At 64.0% G+C, this 21,435-nt stretch carries 22 protein-coding genes and 1 riboswitch; of the genes, 17 read left to right on the top strand and 5 right to left on the bottom strand.

Annotated elements, in window-relative coordinates; translation table 11 throughout:
* The first annotated feature begins 105 nt into the window (after positions 1–105).
* The 10 genes from PV760_RS13795 to PV760_RS13750 all read left to right on the top strand — a co-directional run bounded on the left by PV760_RS13795 (position 106) and on the right by PV760_RS13750 (position 8,897).
* A complete protein-coding gene (locus tag PV760_RS13795) occupies positions 106–1,206 on the top strand; it encodes a hypothetical protein (protein WP_354628029.1) in 1,101 nt (366 codons plus the stop codon).
* A gap of 458 nt (positions 1,207–1,664) precedes the next feature.
* Positions 1,665–2,120, top strand: coding sequence for a hypothetical protein (locus tag PV760_RS13790; protein WP_354628028.1), 456 nt, complete (start codon positions 1,665–1,667; stop codon positions 2,118–2,120).
* Positions 2,121–2,256: 136 nt separating this feature from the next.
* Entirely contained in the window at positions 2,257–2,850 is a 594-nt protein-coding gene (locus tag PV760_RS13785; protein WP_354628027.1) for a DUF305 domain-containing protein, read from the top strand.
* A gap of 74 nt (positions 2,851–2,924) precedes the next feature.
* Entirely contained in the window at positions 2,925–3,815 is an 891-nt protein-coding gene (locus tag PV760_RS13780; RefSeq protein WP_354628026.1) for a F510_1955 family glycosylhydrolase, read from the top strand.
* Between the two features lie 4 nt (positions 3,816–3,819).
* The gene (locus PV760_RS13775; protein ID WP_354628025.1) at positions 3,820–4,569 is read left to right on the top strand and encodes a cytochrome c biogenesis CcdA family protein; all 750 of its coding nucleotides are present in this window, start codon (positions 3,820–3,822) and stop codon (positions 4,567–4,569) included.
* A gap of 43 nt (positions 4,570–4,612) precedes the next feature.
* Positions 4,613–6,163 (top strand): multicopper oxidase family protein, encoded by a 1,551-nt coding sequence (locus PV760_RS13770; protein ID WP_354628024.1) that lies wholly within the window; start codon positions 4,613–4,615, stop codon positions 6,161–6,163.
* 8 nt (positions 6,164–6,171) lie between these two features.
* Positions 6,172–7,077 (top strand): prolipoprotein diacylglyceryl transferase, encoded by a 906-nt coding sequence (gene lgt / locus PV760_RS13765; RefSeq protein WP_354628023.1) that lies wholly within the window; start codon positions 6,172–6,174, stop codon positions 7,075–7,077.
* The gene (locus tag PV760_RS13760; protein WP_354628022.1) at positions 7,074–7,709 is read left to right on the top strand and encodes a thioredoxin-like domain-containing protein; all 636 of its coding nucleotides are present in this window, start codon (positions 7,074–7,076) and stop codon (positions 7,707–7,709) included. The genes lgt and PV760_RS13760 overlap by 4 nt, the downstream gene beginning before the upstream one ends.
* Before the next feature lie 28 nt (positions 7,710–7,737).
* Positions 7,738–7,992, top strand: a complete 255-nt coding sequence (locus PV760_RS13755; RefSeq protein WP_354628021.1) for a hypothetical protein — start codon at positions 7,738–7,740, stop codon at positions 7,990–7,992.
* Positions 7,993–7,994: 2 nt separating this feature from the next.
* Positions 7,995–8,897 carry a cytochrome c oxidase assembly protein gene (locus PV760_RS13750; RefSeq protein ID WP_354628020.1) on the top strand — a complete coding sequence of 301 codons (903 nt, stop codon included), beginning with the start codon at positions 7,995–7,997 and terminating at the stop codon, positions 8,895–8,897.
* Positions 8,898–8,942: 45 nt separating this feature from the next.
* On the opposite strand, the gene PV760_RS13745 is transcribed toward PV760_RS13750, so the two are convergent.
* On the bottom strand, positions 8,943–9,740 hold the full coding sequence (locus PV760_RS13745; RefSeq protein WP_354628019.1) for a M23 family metallopeptidase: 798 nt from the start codon (positions 9,738–9,740) through the stop codon (positions 8,943–8,945).
* Positions 9,741–9,745: 5 nt separating this feature from the next.
* Positions 9,746–9,943, bottom strand: a riboswitch (cyclic di-AMP (ydaO/yuaA leader).
* An 80-nt stretch (positions 9,944–10,023) separates the two neighbouring features.
* Here PV760_RS13745 and PV760_RS13740 point away from each other — a divergent pair.
* The 3 genes from PV760_RS13740 to PV760_RS13730 all read left to right on the top strand — a co-directional run bounded on the left by PV760_RS13740 (position 10,024) and on the right by PV760_RS13730 (position 12,165).
* Positions 10,024–10,677, top strand: coding sequence for a TlpA family protein disulfide reductase (locus PV760_RS13740; protein ID WP_502921443.1), 654 nt, complete (start codon positions 10,024–10,026; stop codon positions 10,675–10,677).
* 277 nt (positions 10,678–10,954) lie between these two features.
* Positions 10,955–11,668: a DsbA family protein gene (locus PV760_RS13735; RefSeq protein WP_354628018.1), complete on the top strand. Its 714-nt coding sequence runs from the start codon at positions 10,955–10,957 to the stop codon at positions 11,666–11,668.
* Between the two features lie 56 nt (positions 11,669–11,724).
* Positions 11,725–12,165, top strand: a complete 441-nt coding sequence (locus tag PV760_RS13730; RefSeq protein WP_354628017.1) for a hypothetical protein — start codon at positions 11,725–11,727, stop codon at positions 12,163–12,165.
* Positions 12,166–12,341: 176 nt separating this feature from the next.
* Here the strand turns inward: PV760_RS13730 and PV760_RS13725 are convergent, their stop codons facing one another.
* Positions 12,342–14,489 (bottom strand): copper-translocating P-type ATPase, encoded by a 2,148-nt coding sequence (locus PV760_RS13725; protein WP_354628016.1) that lies wholly within the window; start codon positions 14,487–14,489, stop codon positions 12,342–12,344.
* A gap of 65 nt (positions 14,490–14,554) precedes the next feature.
* Positions 14,555–14,860 (bottom strand): heavy-metal-associated domain-containing protein, encoded by a 306-nt coding sequence (locus PV760_RS13720; protein ID WP_354628015.1) that lies wholly within the window; start codon positions 14,858–14,860, stop codon positions 14,555–14,557.
* 253 nt (positions 14,861–15,113) lie between these two features.
* Between PV760_RS13720 and PV760_RS13715 the strand changes: the two genes are divergently transcribed.
* Positions 15,114–15,512: a hypothetical protein gene (locus PV760_RS13715; RefSeq protein ID WP_354628014.1), complete on the top strand. Its 399-nt coding sequence runs from the start codon at positions 15,114–15,116 to the stop codon at positions 15,510–15,512.
* Positions 15,513–15,728: 216 nt separating this feature from the next.
* Here PV760_RS13715 and PV760_RS13710 read toward each other — a convergent pair whose 3' ends face one another.
* Positions 15,729–17,006 carry a YibE/F family protein gene (locus PV760_RS13710; protein WP_354628013.1) on the bottom strand — a complete coding sequence of 426 codons (1,278 nt, stop codon included), beginning with the start codon at positions 17,004–17,006 and terminating at the stop codon, positions 15,729–15,731.
* A gap of 632 nt (positions 17,007–17,638) precedes the next feature.
* Between PV760_RS13710 and PV760_RS13705 the strand changes: the two genes are divergently transcribed.
* From PV760_RS13705 to PV760_RS13695, 3 genes are all read left to right on the top strand, one after another.
* Positions 17,639–17,794, top strand: coding sequence for a hypothetical protein (locus PV760_RS13705; RefSeq protein ID WP_354628012.1), 156 nt, complete (start codon positions 17,639–17,641; stop codon positions 17,792–17,794).
* 417 nt (positions 17,795–18,211) lie between these two features.
* Positions 18,212–19,489, top strand: a complete 1,278-nt coding sequence (locus PV760_RS13700; protein ID WP_354628011.1) for an MFS transporter — start codon at positions 18,212–18,214, stop codon at positions 19,487–19,489.
* Complete coding sequence (locus PV760_RS13695; RefSeq protein WP_354628010.1) at positions 19,458–19,835, top strand: ArsR/SmtB family transcription factor; 378 nt, start codon at positions 19,458–19,460, stop codon at positions 19,833–19,835. Before PV760_RS13700 ends, PV760_RS13695 begins: the two co-directional genes overlap by 32 nt.
* Positions 19,836–19,978: 143 nt before the next feature.
* On the opposite strand, the gene merA is transcribed toward PV760_RS13695, so the two are convergent.
* Positions 19,979–21,424 carry a mercury(II) reductase gene (merA, locus tag PV760_RS13690; RefSeq protein ID WP_354628009.1) on the bottom strand — a complete coding sequence of 482 codons (1,446 nt, stop codon included), beginning with the start codon at positions 21,422–21,424 and terminating at the stop codon, positions 19,979–19,981.
* Positions 21,425–21,435 lie beyond the last annotated feature (11 nt).

Genomic DNA, 21,435 nt, shown 5'->3' with positions numbered 1-21,435 from the left:
GCGGCCAAGGCGGCATCTTCCGGGGCCGGAAGTATCTTCGTGCTGCTCTGTCCAGGTTGCAGCGAACCCCGGGCCGGCCCGGACCCTGAGCCAAGGAGGCCTGCGATGACGTTGAACACCGGAAAGAATGCGCAGCAGCCGGGGTCCTGGACTGGTGACGGCATCCAACGCGGAGCCGGGGCCAGTACCGTTGCCGAAGACCTGGTTGCTGCGGTCCTGGGCCTCGTGATCGTCACGGCCGTCTATTTCGACGGTCGCGCCCACATTCTGGGCCTTCCGGATTCCTTCTTCACGCCCTGGCACGGGTTCCTTTATGGGGGACTGCTGCTGCTGTTGGCGTGGTTGGCGGTTATCAGCCGCGCTGCGGCACGCCGTCACAGCCTTGGCAAGGTGGCGCGCATACCGGGTGGCTACGGGCTGGCCGTGGTTGGTGCGGGGCTTTTTCTGGCCGGCGGCGTCGCAGATCTGGTCTGGCATCAAATACTTGGCGTGGAATCGGGAATTGATGCCCTGCTAAGTCCCACACATCTTTTGTTGTTCGTCGGTGGTGCCCTCCTGCTTTCAGGCCCGGTCAGAGCCTTCCGGCTTCGGGACGACCACGGGTCGCACGCGCGGCGGCTGCCGCCGATACTGGCCGTTGCTGGGATCGCTGGGATCGCGGCGTTCGCCCTGAGTTTCTTGTCGGGGTTCATTACCGACTATGCAACGGTTGCCGTCGGCCACGCCCCGGAAGGTACCGACGAGCATAATGTGGCAGAAGCCTTGGCCTCGGCTGGCCTGGCGAGTTATGTGCTCACCTCGCTCATCCTGGTGGTTCCCCTGGTGTTTCTTGTCCGATCCCGGATCGCAGGGCTGGGGACCGTGACGGGCGTCGTTGGTTTCTTGGCACTGTCGGCCGCAGTCCTGGTCGATTTCCGCAACATGGGCACCGTTTTAGCAGCCTTGGCCGCGTCGGCGCTGGTCGACGTCGTGCTTTTCATCCTGCGTCGCTTCAACGCACCGTTGCGCGTGCAGGAACTCGTGCTGGCCTCGGCGCTGCCCCTGTTGCTATGGCCCGGTCAACTCCTGGCCACGAACGCGGTCAAAGACGTTCAGTGGTCAGCGGAAATGGTGACAGGAATTACGATCCTCTCTGCGCTGATTTCGTACGGCACGGTTTTCGTGCTCGGTCCCGCCTCACGGACCGGCCGCAGGAACCCCATGTAAGTCCTGGGATGAACGGCACCACGAAGAAGCCCGCGGTTACCATGCCCCACTGGCCGCACCACTCGGGCCAATCGGAGCCACAGTACAAACCACCCCCGGCACTCTCCAACAAGAAGCCACCCAAACGTTCCTCGCCTGTCCAGCATTGGCACTGGCCTGGGCGCTGCCCCTGCAGCCCGGACCGCAGCTCCCGGTCTGCGGGGATTCGTTGGTTCAAGTTCCGGTTAACGACCCCAGCTCCGGAAGGGAGCAGGGACCCGATGAACACCCGCTGTAGCCAGGCTGCCCGCGTCGGGCGCAGCACCTGCCGGAAGCCACGGACATCATTAGTCCCGGCCGGATGAATCTGAACACGCATCGCTTCGTTGAACAGGCTGCGGGCACTCGGATTGCGCTCAGCCGGTACCCTTAACCAAGAGCTGATCCAAAAAGCCGACCCTGCCCAAAGGAGGAACACCATGGCTACTGCCTTCACGCGCCACGCCGCGGCGTTCCTGCGCAGGGCGGGCATGCTTGCCGGGATGCTGGCCATTATTGCCGGGATCTTCGGCATGCACATCCTCTCCGGTTCCCATGACATGCCCATGACGGCAGACGGTTCCCAGACCGCGGTTCTGCACAGCGGTCATGTCACGGGCGGCCCCTTGGAAGGGCAACCGTCGACTGCGTCGATGGACGAAGGCGCGACCCCGGTGACAGCAGGTTCCTCTTGCCTGAACCCAGCCCCATGCCCGGTGATGGGGTCCATGAACCAGGAATGCGTTCCGGCCCCCGGAAACACGTCTTTCGATGCTCCCATGCCGGGCACAACGACCCTTGCGTATCGTGCGGAAATCGGCACCGATCACACCGCGGGGCGGTTATACCTTGCTGCGAGCCCTTCACCGGGGGACTTGGGAATCAGCCGGACATAGGCGGGGCTGTCGTGCGGCCTCCTGGCCGCGCCAGCCCCTTATCTGGACGCACTGTCGTGGACCGAACGGGTCAACGCGGCGGTGCTCCATCCCCGGCGCCGTGCGCCCCTATGTCTGTTGAAGGACCCTGATTCCCATGAAGAAATTTCTAACCATTTCCGCCGCCGGCCTCGCCGCCGGGCTTGTCCTCGCCGGCTGCTCCGCCGGCGGCGGCAGCATGCCCGGCATGAACCATGGCAGCTCCAGCATGTCCTCGGGCTCCACTGCGCTTGTCGGCGACCACAGCGGCGATGACACCATGTTCGCCCAGTCCATGATCGTGCACCACACCCAAGCCGTGGACATGAGCGACATGATCCTCGCCAAGCAGAACATCCCCGCCACCGTCACGGCCCTGGCCGAGAAAATCAAAACAGCCCAAGGCCCGGAGATCGTCAAGATGACTACCTGGCTGCAGAACTGGAACGAGTCCGCGACCATGGCCGCGGGACACACGATGTCCGGCATGATGAGCGCCGAGGACATGACCAAGCTGGAACAAGCCCAGGGTATTGAAGCCGCGAAACTGTTCCTGACGCAGATGATCGCCCACCACCAAGGCGCTGTTGCGATGTCCAAGACTGAGGCCGCAGCGGGCAAAAACCCCGACGCCGTCGCGCTGGCCCAAAGCATCGTGACCTCCCAGGAAGCGGAAATCCAGGAAATGAAGGACCTGCTGGCCGGACTCTGACGGCCGCCGGCACCACCCGGTTCCCGGGCGGTGCCGGGCATTCCCTTTTCCTCATCCCTTCTCCTGGAGCCCCCATGCCTACCCCTACCTTCACCCAGCCACGCGCCATCGCCGCCACCACGGCCGCGATCATACTCACCCTGGGCATTTCAGCCTGCTCATCCACAGCCTCCTCTGGTCCGTCCCCAACGATTTCCATGTCCGCAGAACCAGGGAAGGGCCTGCCCAGCACCCACGTCCATGGGCTGAGCGTCAACTCCGAAACCGGCCAGATTCTGCTGGCAACACACGAAGGCTTGTTCGACGTCTCCAAGAACACGGCCGTCAAGATCGGTCCGACCAACGACCTCATGGGCTTCACCGCCGCCATGGACCAAGGTGTGTTCTACGCCTCCGGACACCCCGGCCAGGACTCAGACCTGCCCAACCCTGTGGGACTTCTCCGGTCCACAGACGGCGGGGTGACGTGGGAGCAGCTCTCCCGCCAGGGGGAGTCCGACTTCCACACCCTCGCCACCACCAAGTCCGGAATTGTCGCCTACGACGGAACCCTGCAAACCAGCACCGACGGGAAGAGCTGGCAAACAGCAACTGCCGGTTTCGTACCCGCAGTCCTGGCAGGAAACCCCTACAGCGACACCGTCCTGGCCACCACACCGCAGGGACTCCAGCGCTCGGCCGATGCCGGGAAGACCTGGGCTCTGAATGTGGGGGCGCCGGTCCTCCAGTTTGCAGCGTTCGCCACCGCCACCGAAGCCGTGGGTGTCACACCGGACGGAACCGTGTACATCTCCTCGGACGCGGGCACGGTGTGGAACAAGACCGGCACCATCGACGGTGAAATCCAGGCCATCGCTGCCTCCGAAGGAGCCGAGGGCAGGCCCTGGATTTGGGCGGCCACCACCACAGGGCTGGCCGTATCCACCGATGGCGGGGTCACGTTCCGTCCCGCCGACGCGGACTAAGGCCATGGACGTTGGTGGTTTCTTCGCCTCCACCGTGATCTCCGGCGCCCTGCTCATCGCCATCCCGATGGCCATGGCAGCTGGGCTGGTCTCATTCCTCTCCCCGTGCATCCTTCCGCTCGTCCCGGGATATCTGGGCTACGTGTCCGGGCTCACCGACCCCGGCCAGCCACGTAACCGGCGCCGGGTCCTGGCCGGTGTTGGGTTGTTCGTGCTGGGCTTCGCCGCGGTGTTCACCCTCTACGGGGCCGCGTTCGGGGCGATCGGCTCCTGGCTGCTGCGCTGGCAGGACGCTCTCATGCGCGGTCTTGGAATTGTTGTGATCCTCATGGGCGCGGCACTGCTGGGGCTGGTGCCCTGGCTGCAGCAGACCCGGAAGGTCAGCCTCGCACGCCGGACCGGGCTGAGCGGCGCACCGCTGCTGGGCGTTGTCTTCGGGCTGGGCTGGACACCTTGCATGGGCCCGACGCTCAGCGCCGTGTTGTCTCTGAGCGTCACGACCGGCAGCGCCGGACGCGGTGCACTGCTGGCCTTCGCCTACTGTCTCGGGTTGGGTATTCCATTCGCGTTGACGGCGATGGGCCTGGGGTGGGTCAGTTCCGCCCTGGCCCTGGTACGCCGGCACATCCGGATCGTCAACATCGCCGGGGCAGCCATGCTCATCATCCTCGGCGTTCTCATGGTCACAGGGGTCTGGGTGCAGTGGATTTACCAGCTGCAGAACCTCTCCGGAACCTTCCTCACTCCCATCTGATACCTGCCGGACCCTTGCTCCGCAGACCAAAAGGATATTTCCCATGAACAACCAACTGAACAGACGCCACTTCCTGGCACTGTCGGTCGCCGGTGCCGCAGCCGCTGCGCTGGCAGCATGCACCACCCCCGACCCCGCAGCAACGGGACCCGAACGCCTCCTGCCCACCGACCCCGCGGTCGCCGAGACCGAATCCCAACGTCCCGACTCCGGTAGCACCGTGAAGCAGGCACTGAACGCAGCTTCCCTCACCGCAACGGTGGCCGGTAAAACTGTCACGACCTGGGGCTTCAACGCGATGCTGGCCGGCCCGGTCATCCGTGCCCGGTCCGGGGACCGCTTGAACGTGGACCTGGCCAATGGCCTGCCGGAGGAGACCTCCATCCACTGGCACGGCTTGGCCCTGCGCAACGACCAGGACGGAGTCCAACACATCACCCAGGATCCGGTAGCTGCCGGTGCCGTTTTCAGCTACGACTTCCGACTCGCCCATCCCGGGACGTACTGGTACCACTCCCACGTGGAACTCCAACGCGAACGCGCCCTGTACGGGGCGCTGATCGTGGAGGACCCGGAGGAGCCGCTCACCTACGATAAGGACTGGGTGATCATCCTCGATGACTGGATGGACGGAATCACCGGGACCCCCGAGGACGTGCTGGCCGAACTGTCCCAGGGCATGTCCATGGGCGGCATGGACCACGGCTCGATGGGTTCCTCGCCCGGGCCTTCGGGCGGGGCCATGGGCATGGGAATGAAGCACATGCTCATGGGTTCCCGCAGCGACTTCCTGGGCGGGGACGCCGGAGACGTCAGCTACCCGTTCCACCTGTTCAACGCCAAGGCCCCCGACGACGCTGAGGTCTTTGCAGCCACCGCCGGGGAAGTTGTCCGGCTGCGGATCATCAACGCAGCCGGAGACACCGCCTACCGGGTCGGCATTCCACGACGAAAGCTCACCCTCATCCACACCGACGGCTTCCCGGTCCAACATCAGGACGTCGACGCCGTCGTCCTTGGCATGGGCGAACGCATCGATGCCCTGGTCACCGTAGGCGAGGGATTCACCCCCGTCTTGGCCCTGCCCGAAGGCAAAACCGGCAAAGCCCTCGGATTCATCGGCACCGGCACCGGCAAGAAACCCTTGCCGGCCGTCCTGCCGGACAGTCTGGGCGGAACCGTCATGGACGGCGGCCAACTCAAAGCAGACCCCGCCGTCACGCTCTCGGTCAAGGCCCCTGATCGTACCCACGAGCTCAAACTCACCGGCGGGATGGACAAATACGACTGGGGGATCAACGGGAACAGTTTCGCCATGGACAAACCGTTCGAGCACGCCTTCGAGATCAAGGCCGGCGAACGCGTCCAGGTTGACTTCGTCAACGACACCGACATGTGGCATCCAATGCACCTGCACGGACACACCTTCCAAGTCGGTGCCGATGGGGCCCGCAAAGACACCGTCATCGTCCGCCCGAAACAGAGCGTGAGGGTGTTCTTCGATGCGGACAACCCGGGCCAGTGGCTTGTCCATTGCCACAACGCCTTCCACGCCGAGCGGGGCATGATGGCCCTCTTCTCCTACATTAAGTGAGCCCCGCCGTGCGAACCCTGCCCCCCACGGAGTTTTTCATCCCCTCGCCTACGGTCAGTGCCCTTCAACTGGGGCCGCTGACTATCCGCTTCTACGCCCTATGCATCCTTGCCGGGATCATCTTCGGCGTCTGGCTAACCGCCCGACGCCTCCGCGCCCGTGGCGGCACCACCGCCCAGGCCCTAGACACCGTGATGTGGGCGGTTCCCTTCGGGATCGTCGGAGGCCGGCTCTACCACGTGATTACCGATAACCAGCTGTACTTCGGACCGGGCAAAGACCCTTGGGGTGCTTTCCGGATCTGGGAGGGCGGCCTGGGAATCTGGGGTGCAGTCGCCCTGGGCCTGGTCGGGGCCGGGATCGGCGCCCGGCGGGCCGGGATCAGCCTGACAGTCTTTGCCGACGCCGCAGCCCCGGGTTTGCTGATCGCCCAAGGACTGGGCCGGTGGGGCAACTGGTTCAACAACGAACTCTACGGCGCACCATCGGACCTGCCATGGAAACTGCAGATCCATGCCATGAACCCCGTCACCGGCCAAGCCGTGGCCAACGCTGATGGAACGCCGGAGGTGTTGGGCTACTTCCAGCCCACTTTCCTGTATGAATCGCTCTGGTGTCTGGCAGCAGCCTCGTTGCTGATGTTCCTGGACCGTAAATACCAGCTCGGCGCCGGGTCGGTCTTCGCCGCCTACATCGTCTTGTACACCAGCGGCCGGTTCGCCTTCGAACTGATGCGCTCGGACCCGGCCAACACCATCCTTGGCCTGCGGGTAAACACCTGGGTTTCCGGGCTTCTCCTCATTGCAGGGGTACTGCTGTTCCTGATCCTCCGCTCCGGGCCACGCTCCTTCGTCCTGACCGGCCAAACCCCAACCGATGCCCGTCCCCTCCCACGTACAGAAGAAACCTCATGAGCAACGCCAACAAACGCCGTGCCGAGCACGAGGCTGTCCTCGCCGAAATCAGGGCACGGCAAAAGGCCAAACAACGCAAATGGAACATCCTCGTCTACGGAGGCTTCGGCCTCCTGCTGGCTGCCATCACCACGGCCGTCGCCGTGGTGGTCACCGGAGCCGTCCAGGAAAAGAACGCCGCGGCCGAGGCCGCAAAGAAACCCATCGACGGCGTCCAGATCTACTCCGGGCTCTCCCGCAACCACGTCCAAACGCCGGTCTCCTATCCCCAGGAACCAGGCGTCGGAGGCGACCACGCCGCCGTCTGGGCCAACTGCGGTGTCTACACCCAACCTGTCAGTGAAGAACGGGCCGTTCACTCCCTGGAACACGGAGCCGTGTGGCTGAGCTACAAACCAGACCTGCCCGCGGCCGAAGTCAACCAACTCACCGCTCTGGCCAAGGCCAACCCCTATATCCTGCTCAGCCCGGACGCCAACCAGAACGAACCGGTCACCGCCACAGCCTGGGGAGCCCAGCTGGCCGTGCAGGACGCCGAGGACTCCCGCATCCCCACGTTCGTCAGCGCCTACGCCCAATCCACGAAAGCCCCTGAACCCGGCGCCGCGTGCACCGGCGGAAGCAACGGCTAAGACCACCGAACCACCGAAGGACATCCCCATGAAGAACGACAAGCCCAAAGACAAAGAAGATCCCGAGGCCCGCCACCGCAGGCACCGTCGGCTGGTCCGCATCGGACAGGTAATCATGGCCGCAGGGGCGGCGATTGGCATCTGGCACTGGATCCTGCACCTGGCACCGGCAGGGCAGGCCCCCAGCCTTGCCCTGGACCTCTACGCCGGATACCCCACCGCAGGGCTGCTGTTCCTGGCCGGAGCTTTTTTGGCCGGCCGGACCGAGACCAAGAAGCGCTGACAATGCCTCCCTGGGACGCCGTCTTGTCCTCCTGGACACTGAACATGCCGGCCGCGGCCATCGTGGCAACAGCAGGCATCCTCTACGGCCGGGGCCTGCACGCGGCCTCGCGCCGGGGCGTCGCATGGCCGTGGTGGCGGTCGGCGACGTTCTATCTTCTTGGCTTGGGCAGCTTCGCCGTGCTCAGCTTCGGGTTCACGGGCGTGTACAGCCACGATCTTCGCTGGGCCTTCACCTTGAAAGTCACCTCGTACCTCTTCATCGTCCCGCTGCTCGTCGCAGCCGGCCGGCCCCTGACGCTGGCACGGTCCGTATTGGGGAGAGCGGGGCAGGAACGGCTTCAGGCCTTCCTGGACCACCGGGTGATCAGGTCGCTGAGCAACACGGTGGTCGCTGCTTTGCTGGGCCTGGCCATGTTTACGCTGTTCCTGACCCCCTTGTTTTACCCGCTGCGAACGGACCCGTTATGGGACGCGGCACTGACAGTCCTCGTCCCCTTGGCGGGGATGCTGATGGCCGTGCCCATCATTGAGGACGGCTCAACCAAAGACGTGACGTCCCTGATCGTGGTGGAGTTCATTTACGTCTTCATTGAACTGGTCGCCGACGCCGTGCCCGGAGTGCTGATGCGCATCAGCCCGCAGGTCCTGGATGGGGCGACTCTGGCCCTGACCGGCCACCCATCCTGGCTGCCGAACCCGCTCCGGGACCAGCAACTGGCCGGGGACCTGCTGTGGTTCCTCGCCGAGATCGTGGACCTGCCACTGATCATCCTGATGTTTGTCCGTTTCGCCCGCAGCGACCGCCGCGAAGCCCGCTCCTTCGATGAACTCACCGACGAGGAACTGGAGGCCCTGAACCGGGAACACCTCCAAGGCCCCCATGGCCGGGTGCCTGATGCTTAAGCAATCACTCGCACACCACACAGGACCCGGCACACGCCGTGCGTCTCAGATAAAGGTGGCCGGATCCACCGTCTTGTCGTTCACCATGACCTCGAAATGCAGATGGCATCCTGTCGAGTTGCCCGTCGATCCTACTCCTGCGATCTGGGCTCCCTTCGCCACGGCCTGTCCAACGGCAACGCCGATGCTGGCCAGGTGGTTGTACGTGGTCTTTAGGCCATTGCCGTGGTCAACGACGATCCTGTTTCCGCCACCGTACTGGCTCCACCCGGCCTCCACAACGGTGCCGGAACCGGCCGCGAAAACCGGAGTGCTGCAGGCCCCGGTCAGGTCGATCCCGGTGTGCCATTCCCCAGTTGCCCCGGTCAAGGGGTTCACCCTGAGCCCAAAGGGCGAGCTGACGTTGATCGACGCCATGGGAGCCTTCAGGCCGGGTGTCGTCTCAACCGGAGCAGGAGGGACCACCGCTTCTGTTTTGGTCTTTACCGCTGACGCGGCAGCTGCGGCCGGCGGAGCCACGGTGACCGGCGGGGCCGCCTTCGACCCGACCACGGGCCGGTCAAAGGCAAGAGAAGCGCCGGCCTCGGCGTTGATCACCGGCTGGGCAGCGACCGGGGCCTGCGCTGTGGGGGCAAGGTTCTGGCCCCCTCCTGCACGACCTGGATCCGCTTGGGCGGCTGACAGGACGCTCATGGCGATCAGCCCGGTGACGGCGGCGGCCGCACCAAAACGTGGGCTCCGTTCCCGTAGTGGAGTCGGAGGAAAGACCGATTTAGGGCGGCGCTTGGCCGTGTCTGACGTGGGGAAGGCGCGGCGACGGCCGTGCTGGGGTTGGGAAGGCAAGGTGGGGGTCCTCTCGGCGCCGGCGAAGTTAGCTGTCGGATTCGGACGAGTGGACTGTCCGGCCCGCCCCGCTTCTGACCCCAAGATTGGGCGTCGCAGGGCCGGCTTCACCCCAAGGCGCAGCATGCACCGTTGTTGGGTCCTCCGCCCCCGCCTGAAACTGGATACTCATGACCGCCGACGGGGTTTGGCGGAGCGGTCAACGCATACCCCGAACGGGTATGTACGCACCAACCCTAACCAAAAAATCAAAAAGTTACAATTTCGTTATCTAAGGATTCCCATGCCCCAGCACGCGCCCCGGATCCCGGCAACCGGAGAAGCCGGTCCACCACACTCGCCCCTTTCGCGCCGCCGGCTCATCACCTCGGCGCTTATGGGCGGGCTGGGTGCGCTTGCCCTAACAGGATGCGGAACCGGCGACACCCTGGCACAGCAGGCCAAGGCCGGTGATAACAAAAACTACGTCGCAGGTGATGGATCTGTCACCGAATACGCAGCCGCCGACCGGAAACAACCGGTGATCCTGAAGGGAAAGCTGTACGACGGCACGGCAGTTGACTCCAGCGACTGGCCGGGCAAGGTCATCGTCCTGAACTTCTGGTACGCCGCCTGCGCTCCGTGCCGGCTTGAAGCCCCGCGGCTCGAAACCGCCGCGCAAGAGTTCAAAGCCAAGGGGGTCCAGTTCTACGGCGTCAACGTCCGCGATGAAGAAGCAACAGCTGTCGCCTTCGAACGGACCTTCGGCGTCACCTACCCCAGCATGCAGGACAAGGACGGAGGCATCCTGCTGGCCTTGACCCAGTACATTCCACCGCAAGCCGTTCCCTCAACGCTCGTGATCGACAAGCAAGGACGGGTAGCGGCACGGATCCTGGGCCTGGCCGACCAGAGCATCCTCAAATCCCTCGTCGCCGGCGCAGCGGCCGAACCATAGCCCGGTGCTTTCCCCGGACATTCGTACATGCCATCAGCCTGCGCGCAACCCGGTCACCGTTGAGAACAACAAAGACCATCCTGGCTGACCCACTTCGGAGACGAAAGCGGCCGATAGCCCGTCGTCTTCCCTTGAATCACTCGCGTCCTTCAGGCTACCGACCACAGGTGACTGCGGTTCCCACCCAAGGTCGCCGTGGCCCGGCGGGAGCGGTTCTTCAAGGGCCCGGAACGCACACTCATAGTCAAAGAAGCCACCGCAGAATCGAGCGCACCCCATGGCAAGAAAGCAACAACCACCGAAGACGCGCCCCGGTATTCCCCCTTCACTTCCCGACACCGCCAAAAAGACCCGGATCTTCATCTGGGTCTTGTTAACAGTCCTCATCGGCCTTGGCCTGATCTGGTACAGCGTATTCACGCTCGGCAAACCCGCGCCCACGGCCGACCGACCGGCCGCGGAGGCCCAACTGGTCCGAGAGGACAGCCACCGCACCACCTCACCGGTCACGGAAAAGGCCCAACTGGTCGAGTTCCTGGACTTTGAATGCGAAGCCTGCCGCACCGCGCAGCCGATCATTGAGGAACTGGAGAAGGAATACGGAGACCGGGTCACCTTCATCCACCGCTACTTCCCTCTGCCTGCGCATCGAAACTCCGCCGCAGCCGCCCTCGCCGTCGAAGCCGCAGCCCAGCAGGGAAAGTACCAGCAGATGTATACGAAGATGTTCGAAACCGAGCCGCAATGGGGCAACAAGCAAGAGTCCCAAGCCCTGGTGTTCCGCACGTTCGCCCAGGAGCTCGGTCTGGACCTGGCGGCCTACGACGACACCGTGACCGATGACAGGACCAAAGAACGGGTCAAAGAAGACATCGCAGACGGTACCGCCCTTGGAGTCACCGGCACACCGACGTTCTTCCTCAACGGTACGAAGATCCCGCTGGAGACCAAAGAACAGCTCCGCCAGCTCCTAGCGGAAGCGGTGAAATAGACACCACCGGTCAAGCCCGCCACCCGCCCCCTCCATCCCCATCTACCGGAGCCGACATGCACAAGCCCACCCCCACCAGGACTATCAAAACCCGACGGGTCAGCCTCTCCCTCGCCCTCGCCGCCGCAGCGCTGTTTCCCGCCCTGGCAGCGTCTCCAGCCCAAGCGGGTTACCCGCCGCAGAGCATGGTGACGGCACAGGAGACCATCGTCACCATAGCTTTGCACCGGACGGCGCCCCTACTCCCCGACTCAGCCAGCCTGAGCCTCGCTGAACCAGCTGAGAGCCAGAGGGGAGTGTTCAGCGATCGGAGGCTCACCCAGATGACGACTCCTCCGTCACCGCAGCCAAGCACCGCATCACAGCCAGCAGCTCCGGAAAGCATCGGGCCGGACGACGGCAATGCCCCTTTGGTCGCCGCGATCGTCGCGGCGATCCTGCTCATTGCCGGTGCCGGATTCTTCTTCTCCCAAAGAAGGCAACGGGACCAGTCCTAGACCCATGAAGTGACTTGGGCTGGCTAACCGCACCAGTGCCCGACAGTGTTGGCCTGGCGGCTCCGCCCCTGGCGCTGTAATGACGTTCTCGCCCCTGCACGCTGCGCTGTCCCAGACACTGACACCGGCGCGGCATCAAGGGATGCGTTGAGCCGGCACCGATTGGCCTCAGATGGTCAACGATCCTTCGAGGGGTTCAGTTTCACCCGGCGGAGCAACTGGGCGTTGAGGGCAACCACGATCGTGGAAACCGACATCAGGACCGCACCCGCGGCGGGTGACAGAACGATCCCCGCGAACGCCAGCACGCCCGCGGCCAAGGGCACGGCGATGACGTTGTATCCGGTGGCCCACACCAGGTTCTGCCACATCTTGGCATAGCTCGCCCTAGACAGGTCAACCATGGACAGCACAGCCCTCGGGTCGCTACCGGCCAGGATCACCCCGGCCGATTCCATAGCCACATCAGTCCCGGCGCCGATGGCGATGCCGACCTCCGCCCGGGCCAGCGCCGGGGAGTCGTTGACCCCGTCCCCGACCATCGCAACCTTCAGGCCGCGTGCCTGCAACTCGGCGACTTTCTTGTCCTTGTCCGCGGGCAGCACTTCGGCGAACACCTCATCGATGTTCAGCTCTGCACCCACGGCTTTGGCTACCTGAGTGGCGTCCCCGGTGATCATGGCGACCTTAATGCCCCTGCTTTGCAGGGCTGCCACGGCCTGCCGGGATTCGGGCCGGATGGCATCCTCCAGGCTGACCGCTCCCAGGACACGGTCCCCGTCGATGACATGCAGCACGGCAGCGCCGCGGCCCATCCATTCCCGGGTCGAGTCGGCCAGGGCTTCGGGTTCGGCGAGTCCGAGTTCGCGCAGCAGTGCCGGGCCGCCGACCTGAACGGTCCGGCCATTGACCGTGGCGCGCACACCTCTGCCGGTCATGGACGTGAAACCCGTCGCCTGCGGGAGCTTGAGGCCTTGGCCCTGTGCTGCCCGGACGATGGCCCGGGCCACGGGGTGTTCACTGTCTGACTCTACCGCTGCTGCCAGCGCCAGCAGCGTCTCCGCGTTGGTCCCTTGCACGGCTGAGGCGTCCCTCAGTTCGGGTTCGCCTTTGGTCAGGGTTCCGGTTTTATCGAACAGCACGACGTCGACGGTGCGCATGCGTTCCAGAGCGATGCGGTTCTTGATCAGCACCCCGGCCCGGGCAGCCTGTTCGGTGGAGATTGCGATCACCAAAGGAATGGCCAGCCCAAGGGCGTGAGGGCAGGCGATCACCAGGACCGTCACCGTGCGGGTGACGGCTTCGGGCAGGCTGCCCAACAGGATCCAGGCGATGAAGGTGATGACACCGGCGATGGTGGCGAAGTAGAACAGGAAGGCAGCCGCCCGGTCCGCGAGGGCTTGGGCCTTCGAGGATGAGGCCTGCGCTTCGGCGACCAGACGCTGGATACCGGCCAAGGCCGTGTCGTCTCCGACGGCCGTCACGGTGACGCGAACGGTGTTGTCGGTGGCCACAGTTCCAGCCACGACCGGGTCACCCACGGCGCGGAGCACCGTTTTGGATTCACCGGTGATCATGGATTCATCGAACTCGGCCTGCCCATCGGTGATGGTGCCGTCGGCGGGCATCCGGGCCCCGGACCGGACCAGAACAATATCCCCGGAGCGCAGTTCGGTGACGGGCACCGTTTCGACGCCGGTGTCTGTGACTCGTTCGGCCTCGTCCGGCAACAGGGCCGCCAAGGCGTCGAGGGCGCCTTGGGCTGAGCCGAGAGCGCGCATTTCGATCCAGTGGCCGAGCAACATAATGGCCACCAGGAGCGCCAGTTCCCACCAGAAGTCCAGATCGAAGTTCCCGATCCGCAGGCTGGTGGCCCAGGACGCGGCGAACGCGACGGTGATGGCCATGCTGATCAGCAGCATCATGCCCGGCTGCCGGGACTTCAGTTCGTTCAGGCCGCCTTTGAGGAAGGGCATGCCCCCGTAGAGGAAGATCACGGTGCCCAAGATGGGCGGGATCCAGGCCGAGCCCGGGAACTCTAACGGCGTGTACCCCAGAAGGTGCCCGAACATCGGGCTGAAGTACACGACCGGGACCGACAAGGCCAGAGTTAGCCAGAACCTGTCCTTAAACATGACAGTGCTGTGTCCGGCGTGCTGGCCGTGGCTGTGCACGGCGTGATCGTCGTCGTGCCCCTGAGCGGGAGCGTGGTGCTGATCTGCTGATGCCGGTGTGGCGGGAGGCCGGTGAGATGCTCCCTGGTTGGGGTCTGCCTCAGTGACCGGCGAAGGCTGATGATCGTGGTGATGTGTGTGCTCTGTCATGGTGTGCTCCTCCAGGTGCGGCCCGCGGCATCGCCCGAGGCGCCGCGGCTCCGAACGTGCTTGGACTAGCTGCTGGTCAGGCTGTATCCAGCCGACGTGACGGCATCCCGGACCGCAGAAGGCCCCGCAGAACCGGTGATGATCAGGCGGGAGACCCCGCCGGGGACAAGTCCAACGGCCGCGGTGTCGACGCCGTCAACGGCCTTGACGGCCCGTTCAACGTTGGCCACGCAGCCACCGCAGGTCAGCCCCTCCACGCCGTACTCAACGCCCGCTTCGGTGGGCGGAGTGGGGTTGGCTTCGGTGGAGCAGCAACCGCATCCGGACGAGGAATCAGTCAAGGGCAGCTCGGTGCGTGATGGTGTTTGCATGTCAGTTCCATTCATTGAAGAGGATGAGATGGTGCTGTGGTTGAACGGTTGTAAAGAGGGAACCAAATGGACCTCCGCGACATACCACTCACTGACAACACCCCTAATATACCCCCGGGGGGTATATTAGGCAAGTAGGTCAGGGTCTACAGCTTCAAAATCTGAACGGGAGAGATCTTGAACAGGATGGCGGGGAGGGTCACTCTTGAAGCAGTCGAAGAAACGACGGAGAAGACTTGAAGGGGAGGCACGGGTGGAGCATCTGGACTTAGGCAAGGAACCGGAACTTGCCGGGATTCTCGCGGCGATGACCCACATCGACACGGTCGGGTTCCATGGCATCGCCACAACTCTCACCGGGGCCGAGCCGAAGATTGACCGGAACTGGGCGGCCTTAATACGTAATGCCCGCATCGCCGTAGCTGTTACTGCTTGGCCGGAGGACCTCCGGCCCGCCGCCGATAGATTTACCGCGGCTGCCGAAGAACTTATCGCCGCCCTGGAACGGCGGGACATCAGCGCTGTCGCTGATCCAGCGAAGGAACTCCATATCGCCTACCACGCGCTAAGCGACGCGGGCTGGATTCATCTTGCGTCAAGAGCAGGAATTTCCGGCGGCCATGACCACCACGACGTTGGGCACTCCCACTGAGAAGTTCATCTCGCTCTACACGGGGACGAGACTCGTTTGGGTCCAATCCCGGAACATGTGCGTAGAAGAGAAGGTGGTCGCCCGCGACCTGCCGGACTACTCGACGTCGGTAACACCTCGACCACATCCGGCTCGTTCAGCGAAGCCGGATGGGTGCTCATGAGGGCCCTGGACGCGTGTCGCTCTGTTCGGGCAGGGGTGTAGCGGCCTCTGCGATCAGGGCCCGGTTATGCCTTTGGGAGCGGCAGGCAGGACAGGGTTGCGGGTGCCGGTTGCTTTGACAACCAGCACGGCGAGGAAGGTTGTGACAGGGATGGCGAGTACCAGTCCTACGGAGCCGACCAAGGTCCGAACCACCTCTTCCGACATTTCGGCACTGGTCAGCGCCTCCCCCAGGGGCCGGTTGTGAAGCATTACGAGGATCATGATCGGCAAAGCGGCGCCCGCGTAGGCGAACGCGATCGTGTAGACCGTGGAAGCGATGTGGTCGCGGCCTATACGCATGGCAGAAGTAAAGAGTTTGCGCGCGGATGATTCGGGTGCGAGTTCGTAGAGTTCCCACACGGACGATGATTGCGCAATGGTCACGTCGTTCAGCACCCCGAGTCCGGATATGACGAGCCCGCACAGGATGATGCCCGAGATGGAGATGTTGCCCGAAATGTTGGACAGGGTCGAGGCTTCGGAGCTCCCGGCGCCCCAAAGATTCGCGGCATCGGTGGACCAGGCTGCCAACACCGCCGTGATGCCCAGCCCGAACATGGTGCCCAGCAGGGCCGTGGATGTGCGGGCGGAAAAACCGTGTGCGAAGTACAGCATGCCGATCATGATCACTGTGGATCCCACGAGTGCCAATAGCAGCGGGGGTTTGCCTTCCACTAAACCGGGAAGCACGAATCCGGCCAACACGGCAAAGGCACCTACGAGCCCGATGAGTGCCCGGAGCCCACGCCAGCGGGCGACGGCGATCACCACCACGGAATACAGGATGGCCAGCAGCAAGATTGGCACTGTACGGACGAAGTCCACGAAGATGTATTGGGGTGTCGTTTGGCTGGCTGCAGCGCCCGGGGATGCAGCCAAATCCAAATAACTGATCTTGTCTCCGGCTTTAATCCGATGGGACTTTGCGACGTCCGGATTGATGATCACCTTGACTGGGCTGCCGCCTTTATCCGGTTCGGTGAACGCAAAAGAGCAGTCGGGGGCTCCCGGTCCCTGGGTGTTCTGGCTCGCCCCCTGCGTACAGCTTTCCTGAACTACGCTCTGGATCTTTCCGCTCTCAAAGGTCGCACCTGGCGCGCCGGAATATGGGCTGGTAAGGGTGATGCCGTCCCTGGCGTCCGAGGGCCACATCAAGACCATGGCGGTCAGCGTCAGCAGAGTCAGAGGTACCAGAACAGCCAATAACAACCGATTTGCGCGCCGCCGAAGGGCCTTGGCTTCAGGCGTCGGATCCGGCTCGGCAGGGGAGTGGCTATGTCCATGGCCCATCAAAAGTTCAACCTCACCCGTTGAACTTTACGGTGCACGGCTCCCGGGCACTGAACCAGCAACCGTCCGGGCCGCCCAAGCGTGTGCCAGCCGACACCCGACCGCGACCGGGTGCAGCCACCCAGCGCGGGGAGGGGGAGGGTGAGACGGAAATGTCCAATTGCAATCCAAGGTTCTTGAACCTACATAGGGTTGGCTGCCGCCCGGTGCTGTGCGGATTGCGATTGCTTTCGAGCCTTGAGGATCAAGGCTCCGGCGGCGGCTTGTCTTTATCTCTCGTACGTGTCGCCTTCGGCGTCGACGTGACTGGTCGTCGTCGGCTTCTACGGCCAAGTTCACATTGGCCGCCCGTATCCCCAGACCGCAACGCCGCCAAGGAGCGTTTCAATGCCGCCAGATCCACAATGACGAAGTTGAGGGACAGATCAGGCTGGATGTGGAAACCAGGACGGTACGTCACCTCATCGAGAAGACGCAGACCAAATTGCCGCATGATCGGTTCGGGATCATCGTGCACGGCAGAACGCCGTTCCCTGAACTGACCAGGGCCGGCAAGGTGAACTCCTCCCGGATCCGTTCCCACATGCGCCTGGACGGCGGAGCGGCACAAGTCAGCTCGCACTAGCTGATGGATGCCAGTAGCCAACCCGGTGGTCACGGTCTTCCTCATTCCGGAGAACGACAGGCTGGCCGCTCTTGGACGGATTCTTGATCCGAATCAGAAGTTCGGACCAGGGTTACGCGTGGCTTCCGGGCTGGTCGTCATCTACGGATTCAGAAGCCATTAATTGCGGTCTCGCCCGTGTCCGGCATCGTGGCTGACGCCGCCGGAGTCTGGGTCATGCCTCCCTGCGCTACCCCGAACTTGAAGAGTATGCCCGCCAGGCTGTCGAGAGCAGAATCGTTACAAGGGTCGGCGATCGGACCGAGGACACTCGGTGGTTGTTTCCCAGTCCTCTCCAAGGCCGGTCAATCGGCGCACGGGCCTACAACGCCGCAGCGGCCAGCTGGGGAAGGAGCCTTCCGCGTCTGCAACCATTCAGGGTCGCGCCGGCCGTTGAAAGGCTCTGTCGGAGTTGCACAACGGGCTTGAGGGCCCGGTCTGACAGCAACAGGACCCGTAGCGGGGCGTAACGGGAGCATGTATAGTCTTTAGGTGCAGATGCATGCACATATGCACTTATAGGGAGAGATGTGTTTTGGACATGCTGTCAGTATTGCGGGACAAGTCGTACCGGCGACTGTTCTCCGCCCAGGTTGTGGCCTTGACGGGGACGGGCTTGTTGACGGTCGCGCTGGGTCTCTTGTCGTTTGATCTGGCTGGCAGCAACGCGGGTGCGGTGATGGGAACGGCGCTGACGATCAAGATGCTTGCGTATGTGGGCTTCGCCCCGGTGATCAACGCCCTTGTCGCGCGGTTGCCGAAGAAGCCGGTCCTGATCGCCGCGGACCTGGTCAGGGCGGCCATGGCTTTGTGTCTGCCGTTCATCACGGAGACCTGGCAGATTTACGTGGTGATTTTCCTGCTGCAGTCGGCGTCCGCGACGTTCACTCCCGCGTTCCAGTCCCTGATCCCCACGGTGCTCAAGAACGAACGGGACTATACACAAGCGTTGTCCTTGTCCCGGCTGGCTTATGACATGGAGGCGCTGGTCAGTCCCGCAGCCGCGGCGATGTTGCTCACAGTGGTCAGTTACAACAATCTGTTCCTGGGCACCGTTTTCGGGTTCTTGTTCTCGGCCGGCGTCGTTGCCATCACCGCCCTTCCCCAGACCGCCACGGGCGCGGGAACGGCGGGGTCGCTCCGGCACCGCACCACCTTGGGTGTCCGGATTTTCTGGAGCAACCGCCGCCTGCGGTCCCTGCTCGCCTTGAACGTGGTGGTGGCCGCCCCGACCGCGCTCGTGCTCGTCAACTCAGTGGTCTACGTCCGCGAAGTTCTCCACCGGCCAGAGACCGACCTTGCCCTGGCTCTGGTCTGTTTCGGGATTGGGTCCATGATCGTGGCCATCTCGGTTCCGCGGGTACTGGAACGGTTCGGGGACCGGGCGGTGATGCTCACCGGCGCGGCGCTGATCCCGGCGGCCCTCGCCGGCGCAACGGCTGTAATTATCCTTGCTGCACCGGAGTCCGGTTGGTGGTGGCTGCTGGGGCTGTGGCTGCTGCTCGGCGCAGGCAACTCCACTATTCTCACTCCATCCTCACGGTTGCTGCGGGACGCCTCCACCGACCAAACCCAGCCCTATGTGTTCACGGCACAGTTTTCGCTCTCGCACGCCTGCTACATCGTTGCCTACCCCTTGGCTGGGTGGCTCGGAGCCGCGGCAGGTTTGGGCTGGGCGGCGGCAGCGCTGACAATTCTTGCGATACTAGGCAGTGCAGGAGCATTTCTGTCCTGGCCCCGGCACGCCCCCGCTGGCGCCGGGCAACCCGACATGAAGGAGCCAAGCGTTGAGCAGCCAACCGCGCAGCCCGTTCCCTGACGCTCCTGGGACGCGTTCCCTGTTCCACCCCGTCACCCCCGGCCCCGAGCTGCTCGAGAGCGCTGCCGGAACATTGCGGATGCTGGCCGAACCGACCCGCCTACACCTGCTCTGGCAGCTCGCCCAAGGCCCGAAGACCGTCACCGAACTCGTCGACGAAGCACTCGTTCCCCGAACGGTCGTCAGCCAGCACCTGGCCAAACTCAGGCTCAGCGGACTGGTCGACACCCGCAAAGACGGCCGGCACGTCATCTACTCCCTCCACGACGGGCACCTGCTCCGCCTCATCCAGGAGACCATCAACCACGCCGACCACCAGGTCACCGGTGAACCCACCCACGACTAACCCCAGCACCCCACGTTTCTGCTCGCCGCCACCCCCTCGCCCAGACTGGGCGCTAGGGGATGGATGGACCTGACCGAACCTGCCGGGTCCGTGAGCAAAAGGTCTCTGTCCGGGTCAAGCGTCCCGCCCAGCTCAGCCAAAGGTCACGCAGCGCAGCAGGAAAGTTTGGAGACGTCGGTGTTGAACGACTGCGCGGCAATCTTGATGCCTTCGGCCATGGTCAAATAGGGACTCCACAGGTTCGCGACCTGCTCCACAGTCATGCCAGCCTCGAGGATGTAGACCCCGGCGGCAGCAATGTCCCCGGCTTCCTTACCCACGGCAGTGATCCCTACGATCCGGTCAGTGTCCGCGTCCGCGACGATCTTGATGAAGCCGCGGGTGTCACGGTTCACCAAGGCCCGAGGGACAAATTTGAGCGGCAGAACCCGGCACATGCACCGGATGCCTGCCTGGTTCGCTTCCTTGTCGGTCATCCCCACGGCCGCTAGGGCGGGGCCGGTGAACGTGACCCGGGGCAGGTGCCGGTAGTCCACCTCACGGCCGGCACCTCGAAAAGCATTTTCCACCATCAGAGTTCCATGGGCGGCGGCGACGTAAACAAACTCACGGTGGCCGACAACGTCCCCGGCGGCCCAGATCCTGGGGTTGGTGCTGCGAAGCGTGGCCTGGACCAGGATCTCGCCGCGGTCCCCGGTCCGGACGCCGACGGCGTCCAGGTTCAGGGCCCCGGTGACCGGACGCCGCCCTGTCGCGATGAGCACCCGGGCGGCACGGAATTCCTCCTGTCCTCCGGATACGGCAGCGGCCGCGACCACGTCCCCGCTGGCGGGGTCGACACGGATGGAGGACACGGTTGCCCCGGGGACGACCCGGATTCCCTCATCAGTGAAAACCCCCATCAGGGCATGGGCTGCTTCGGGTTCCTCGGCCGAGGCCAGCCTGGAACGAACCAACATGGTCACTTTCGTTCCCAACCGGGCAAAAAGCTGAGCCTGTTCCAGCGCCACGTACCCGCCGCCAACAATCAGCATGGATGCGGGCACCTCATCCAGTTCCATGGCACTGGTGGACGTCAGGTACTCCACATCCGCCAGCCCCTGGACCGAAGGGATCCAGGGGGCTGAGCCGGTGGCCACCAAATAGTTTTCGGCGCTCACCCGCGTGCCGGCACCCTCGGGTCCGTTGATCTCCAGGACAGGATCGGACGGGGTGCCGGCGAACACGGCCGTGCCCTGCCGGATCTCCCAACCGTAATCGGCGGCCAGATCCACGTACTTTTCCGCCCGCATGGTCTCCACCAGGGACCTCTTGGCTTCGATCAGATCGGCCATCTCCACTGGTGCGGCGGAAGTGCGGATGCCTGCGAAGCGCCTGGACGCGTCCAAGGAGACATGCCGGGCCTCGGCTGCGGCCAGCAGAGCTTTGGAGGGAATGCAGCCCGTGTTCACACATGTCCCTCCGATCGTGTCGCGTTCGACCATCAACACCCGCTTGCCCAGGTTCGTAGCGCGTATCGCCGCGGCGAACGCCCCGCCTCCGGAACCGATGATGGCCAGATCATAATCAAGAACCGATTCCCCGGTCATGAAACCTCCAT

The organism is Paenarthrobacter sp. CC6 (genome assembly GCF_040560085.1).
GTDB lineage: Bacteria > Actinomycetota > Actinomycetes > Actinomycetales > Micrococcaceae > Arthrobacter > Arthrobacter nicotinovorans.
Note: the sequence above shows the minus strand (reverse complement) of the source record. Positions and strands in the feature narration are given on the sequence as shown.

What these genes read in the sequence shown, in the direction of transcription:
- PV760_RS13735 (WP_354628018.1), top strand. Translation starts at nt 10,955, where the DNA reads ATGGCAAGAAAGCAACAACCACCGAAGACGCGCCCCGGTATTCCCCCT.
- PV760_RS13790 (WP_354628028.1), top strand. Translation starts at nt 1,665, where the DNA reads ATGGCTACTGCCTTCACGCGCCACGCCGCGGCGTTCCTGCGCAGGGCG.
- PV760_RS13775 (WP_354628025.1), top strand. Translation starts at nt 3,820, where the DNA reads ATGGACGTTGGTGGTTTCTTCGCCTCCACCGTGATCTCCGGCGCCCTG.
- PV760_RS13700 (WP_354628011.1), top strand. Translation starts at nt 18,212, where the DNA reads ATGCTGTCAGTATTGCGGGACAAGTCGTACCGGCGACTGTTCTCCGCC.
- PV760_RS13730 (WP_354628017.1), top strand. Translation starts at nt 11,725, where the DNA reads ATGCACAAGCCCACCCCCACCAGGACTATCAAAACCCGACGGGTCAGC.
- PV760_RS13705 (WP_354628012.1), top strand. Translation starts at nt 17,639, where the DNA reads ATGCCAGTAGCCAACCCGGTGGTCACGGTCTTCCTCATTCCGGAGAAC.
- PV760_RS13725 (WP_354628016.1), bottom strand. Translation starts at nt 14,489, where the DNA reads ATGACAGAGCACACACATCACCACGATCATCAGCCTTCGCCGGTCACT.
- PV760_RS13755 (WP_354628021.1), top strand. Translation starts at nt 7,738, where the DNA reads ATGAAGAACGACAAGCCCAAAGACAAAGAAGATCCCGAGGCCCGCCAC.
- PV760_RS13770 (WP_354628024.1), top strand. Translation starts at nt 4,613, where the DNA reads ATGAACAACCAACTGAACAGACGCCACTTCCTGGCACTGTCGGTCGCC.
- PV760_RS13795 (WP_354628029.1), top strand. Translation starts at nt 106, where the DNA reads ATGACGTTGAACACCGGAAAGAATGCGCAGCAGCCGGGGTCCTGGACT.
- PV760_RS13760 (WP_354628022.1), top strand. Translation starts at nt 7,074, where the DNA reads ATGAGCAACGCCAACAAACGCCGTGCCGAGCACGAGGCTGTCCTCGCC.
- PV760_RS13750 (WP_354628020.1), top strand. Translation starts at nt 7,995, where the DNA reads ATGCCTCCCTGGGACGCCGTCTTGTCCTCCTGGACACTGAACATGCCG.
- PV760_RS13740 (WP_502921443.1), top strand. Translation starts at nt 10,024, where the DNA reads ATGCCCCAGCACGCGCCCCGGATCCCGGCAACCGGAGAAGCCGGTCCA.
- PV760_RS13720 (WP_354628015.1), bottom strand. Translation starts at nt 14,860, where the DNA reads ATGCAAACACCATCACGCACCGAGCTGCCCTTGACTGATTCCTCGTCC.
- PV760_RS13710 (WP_354628013.1), bottom strand. Translation starts at nt 17,006, where the DNA reads ATGGGCCATGGACATAGCCACTCCCCTGCCGAGCCGGATCCGACGCCT.
- PV760_RS13785 (WP_354628027.1), top strand. Translation starts at nt 2,257, where the DNA reads ATGAAGAAATTTCTAACCATTTCCGCCGCCGGCCTCGCCGCCGGGCTT.
- merA (WP_354628009.1), bottom strand. Translation starts at nt 21,424, where the DNA reads ATGACCGGGGAATCGGTTCTTGATTATGATCTGGCCATCATCGGTTCC.
- PV760_RS13780 (WP_354628026.1), top strand. Translation starts at nt 2,925, where the DNA reads ATGCCTACCCCTACCTTCACCCAGCCACGCGCCATCGCCGCCACCACG.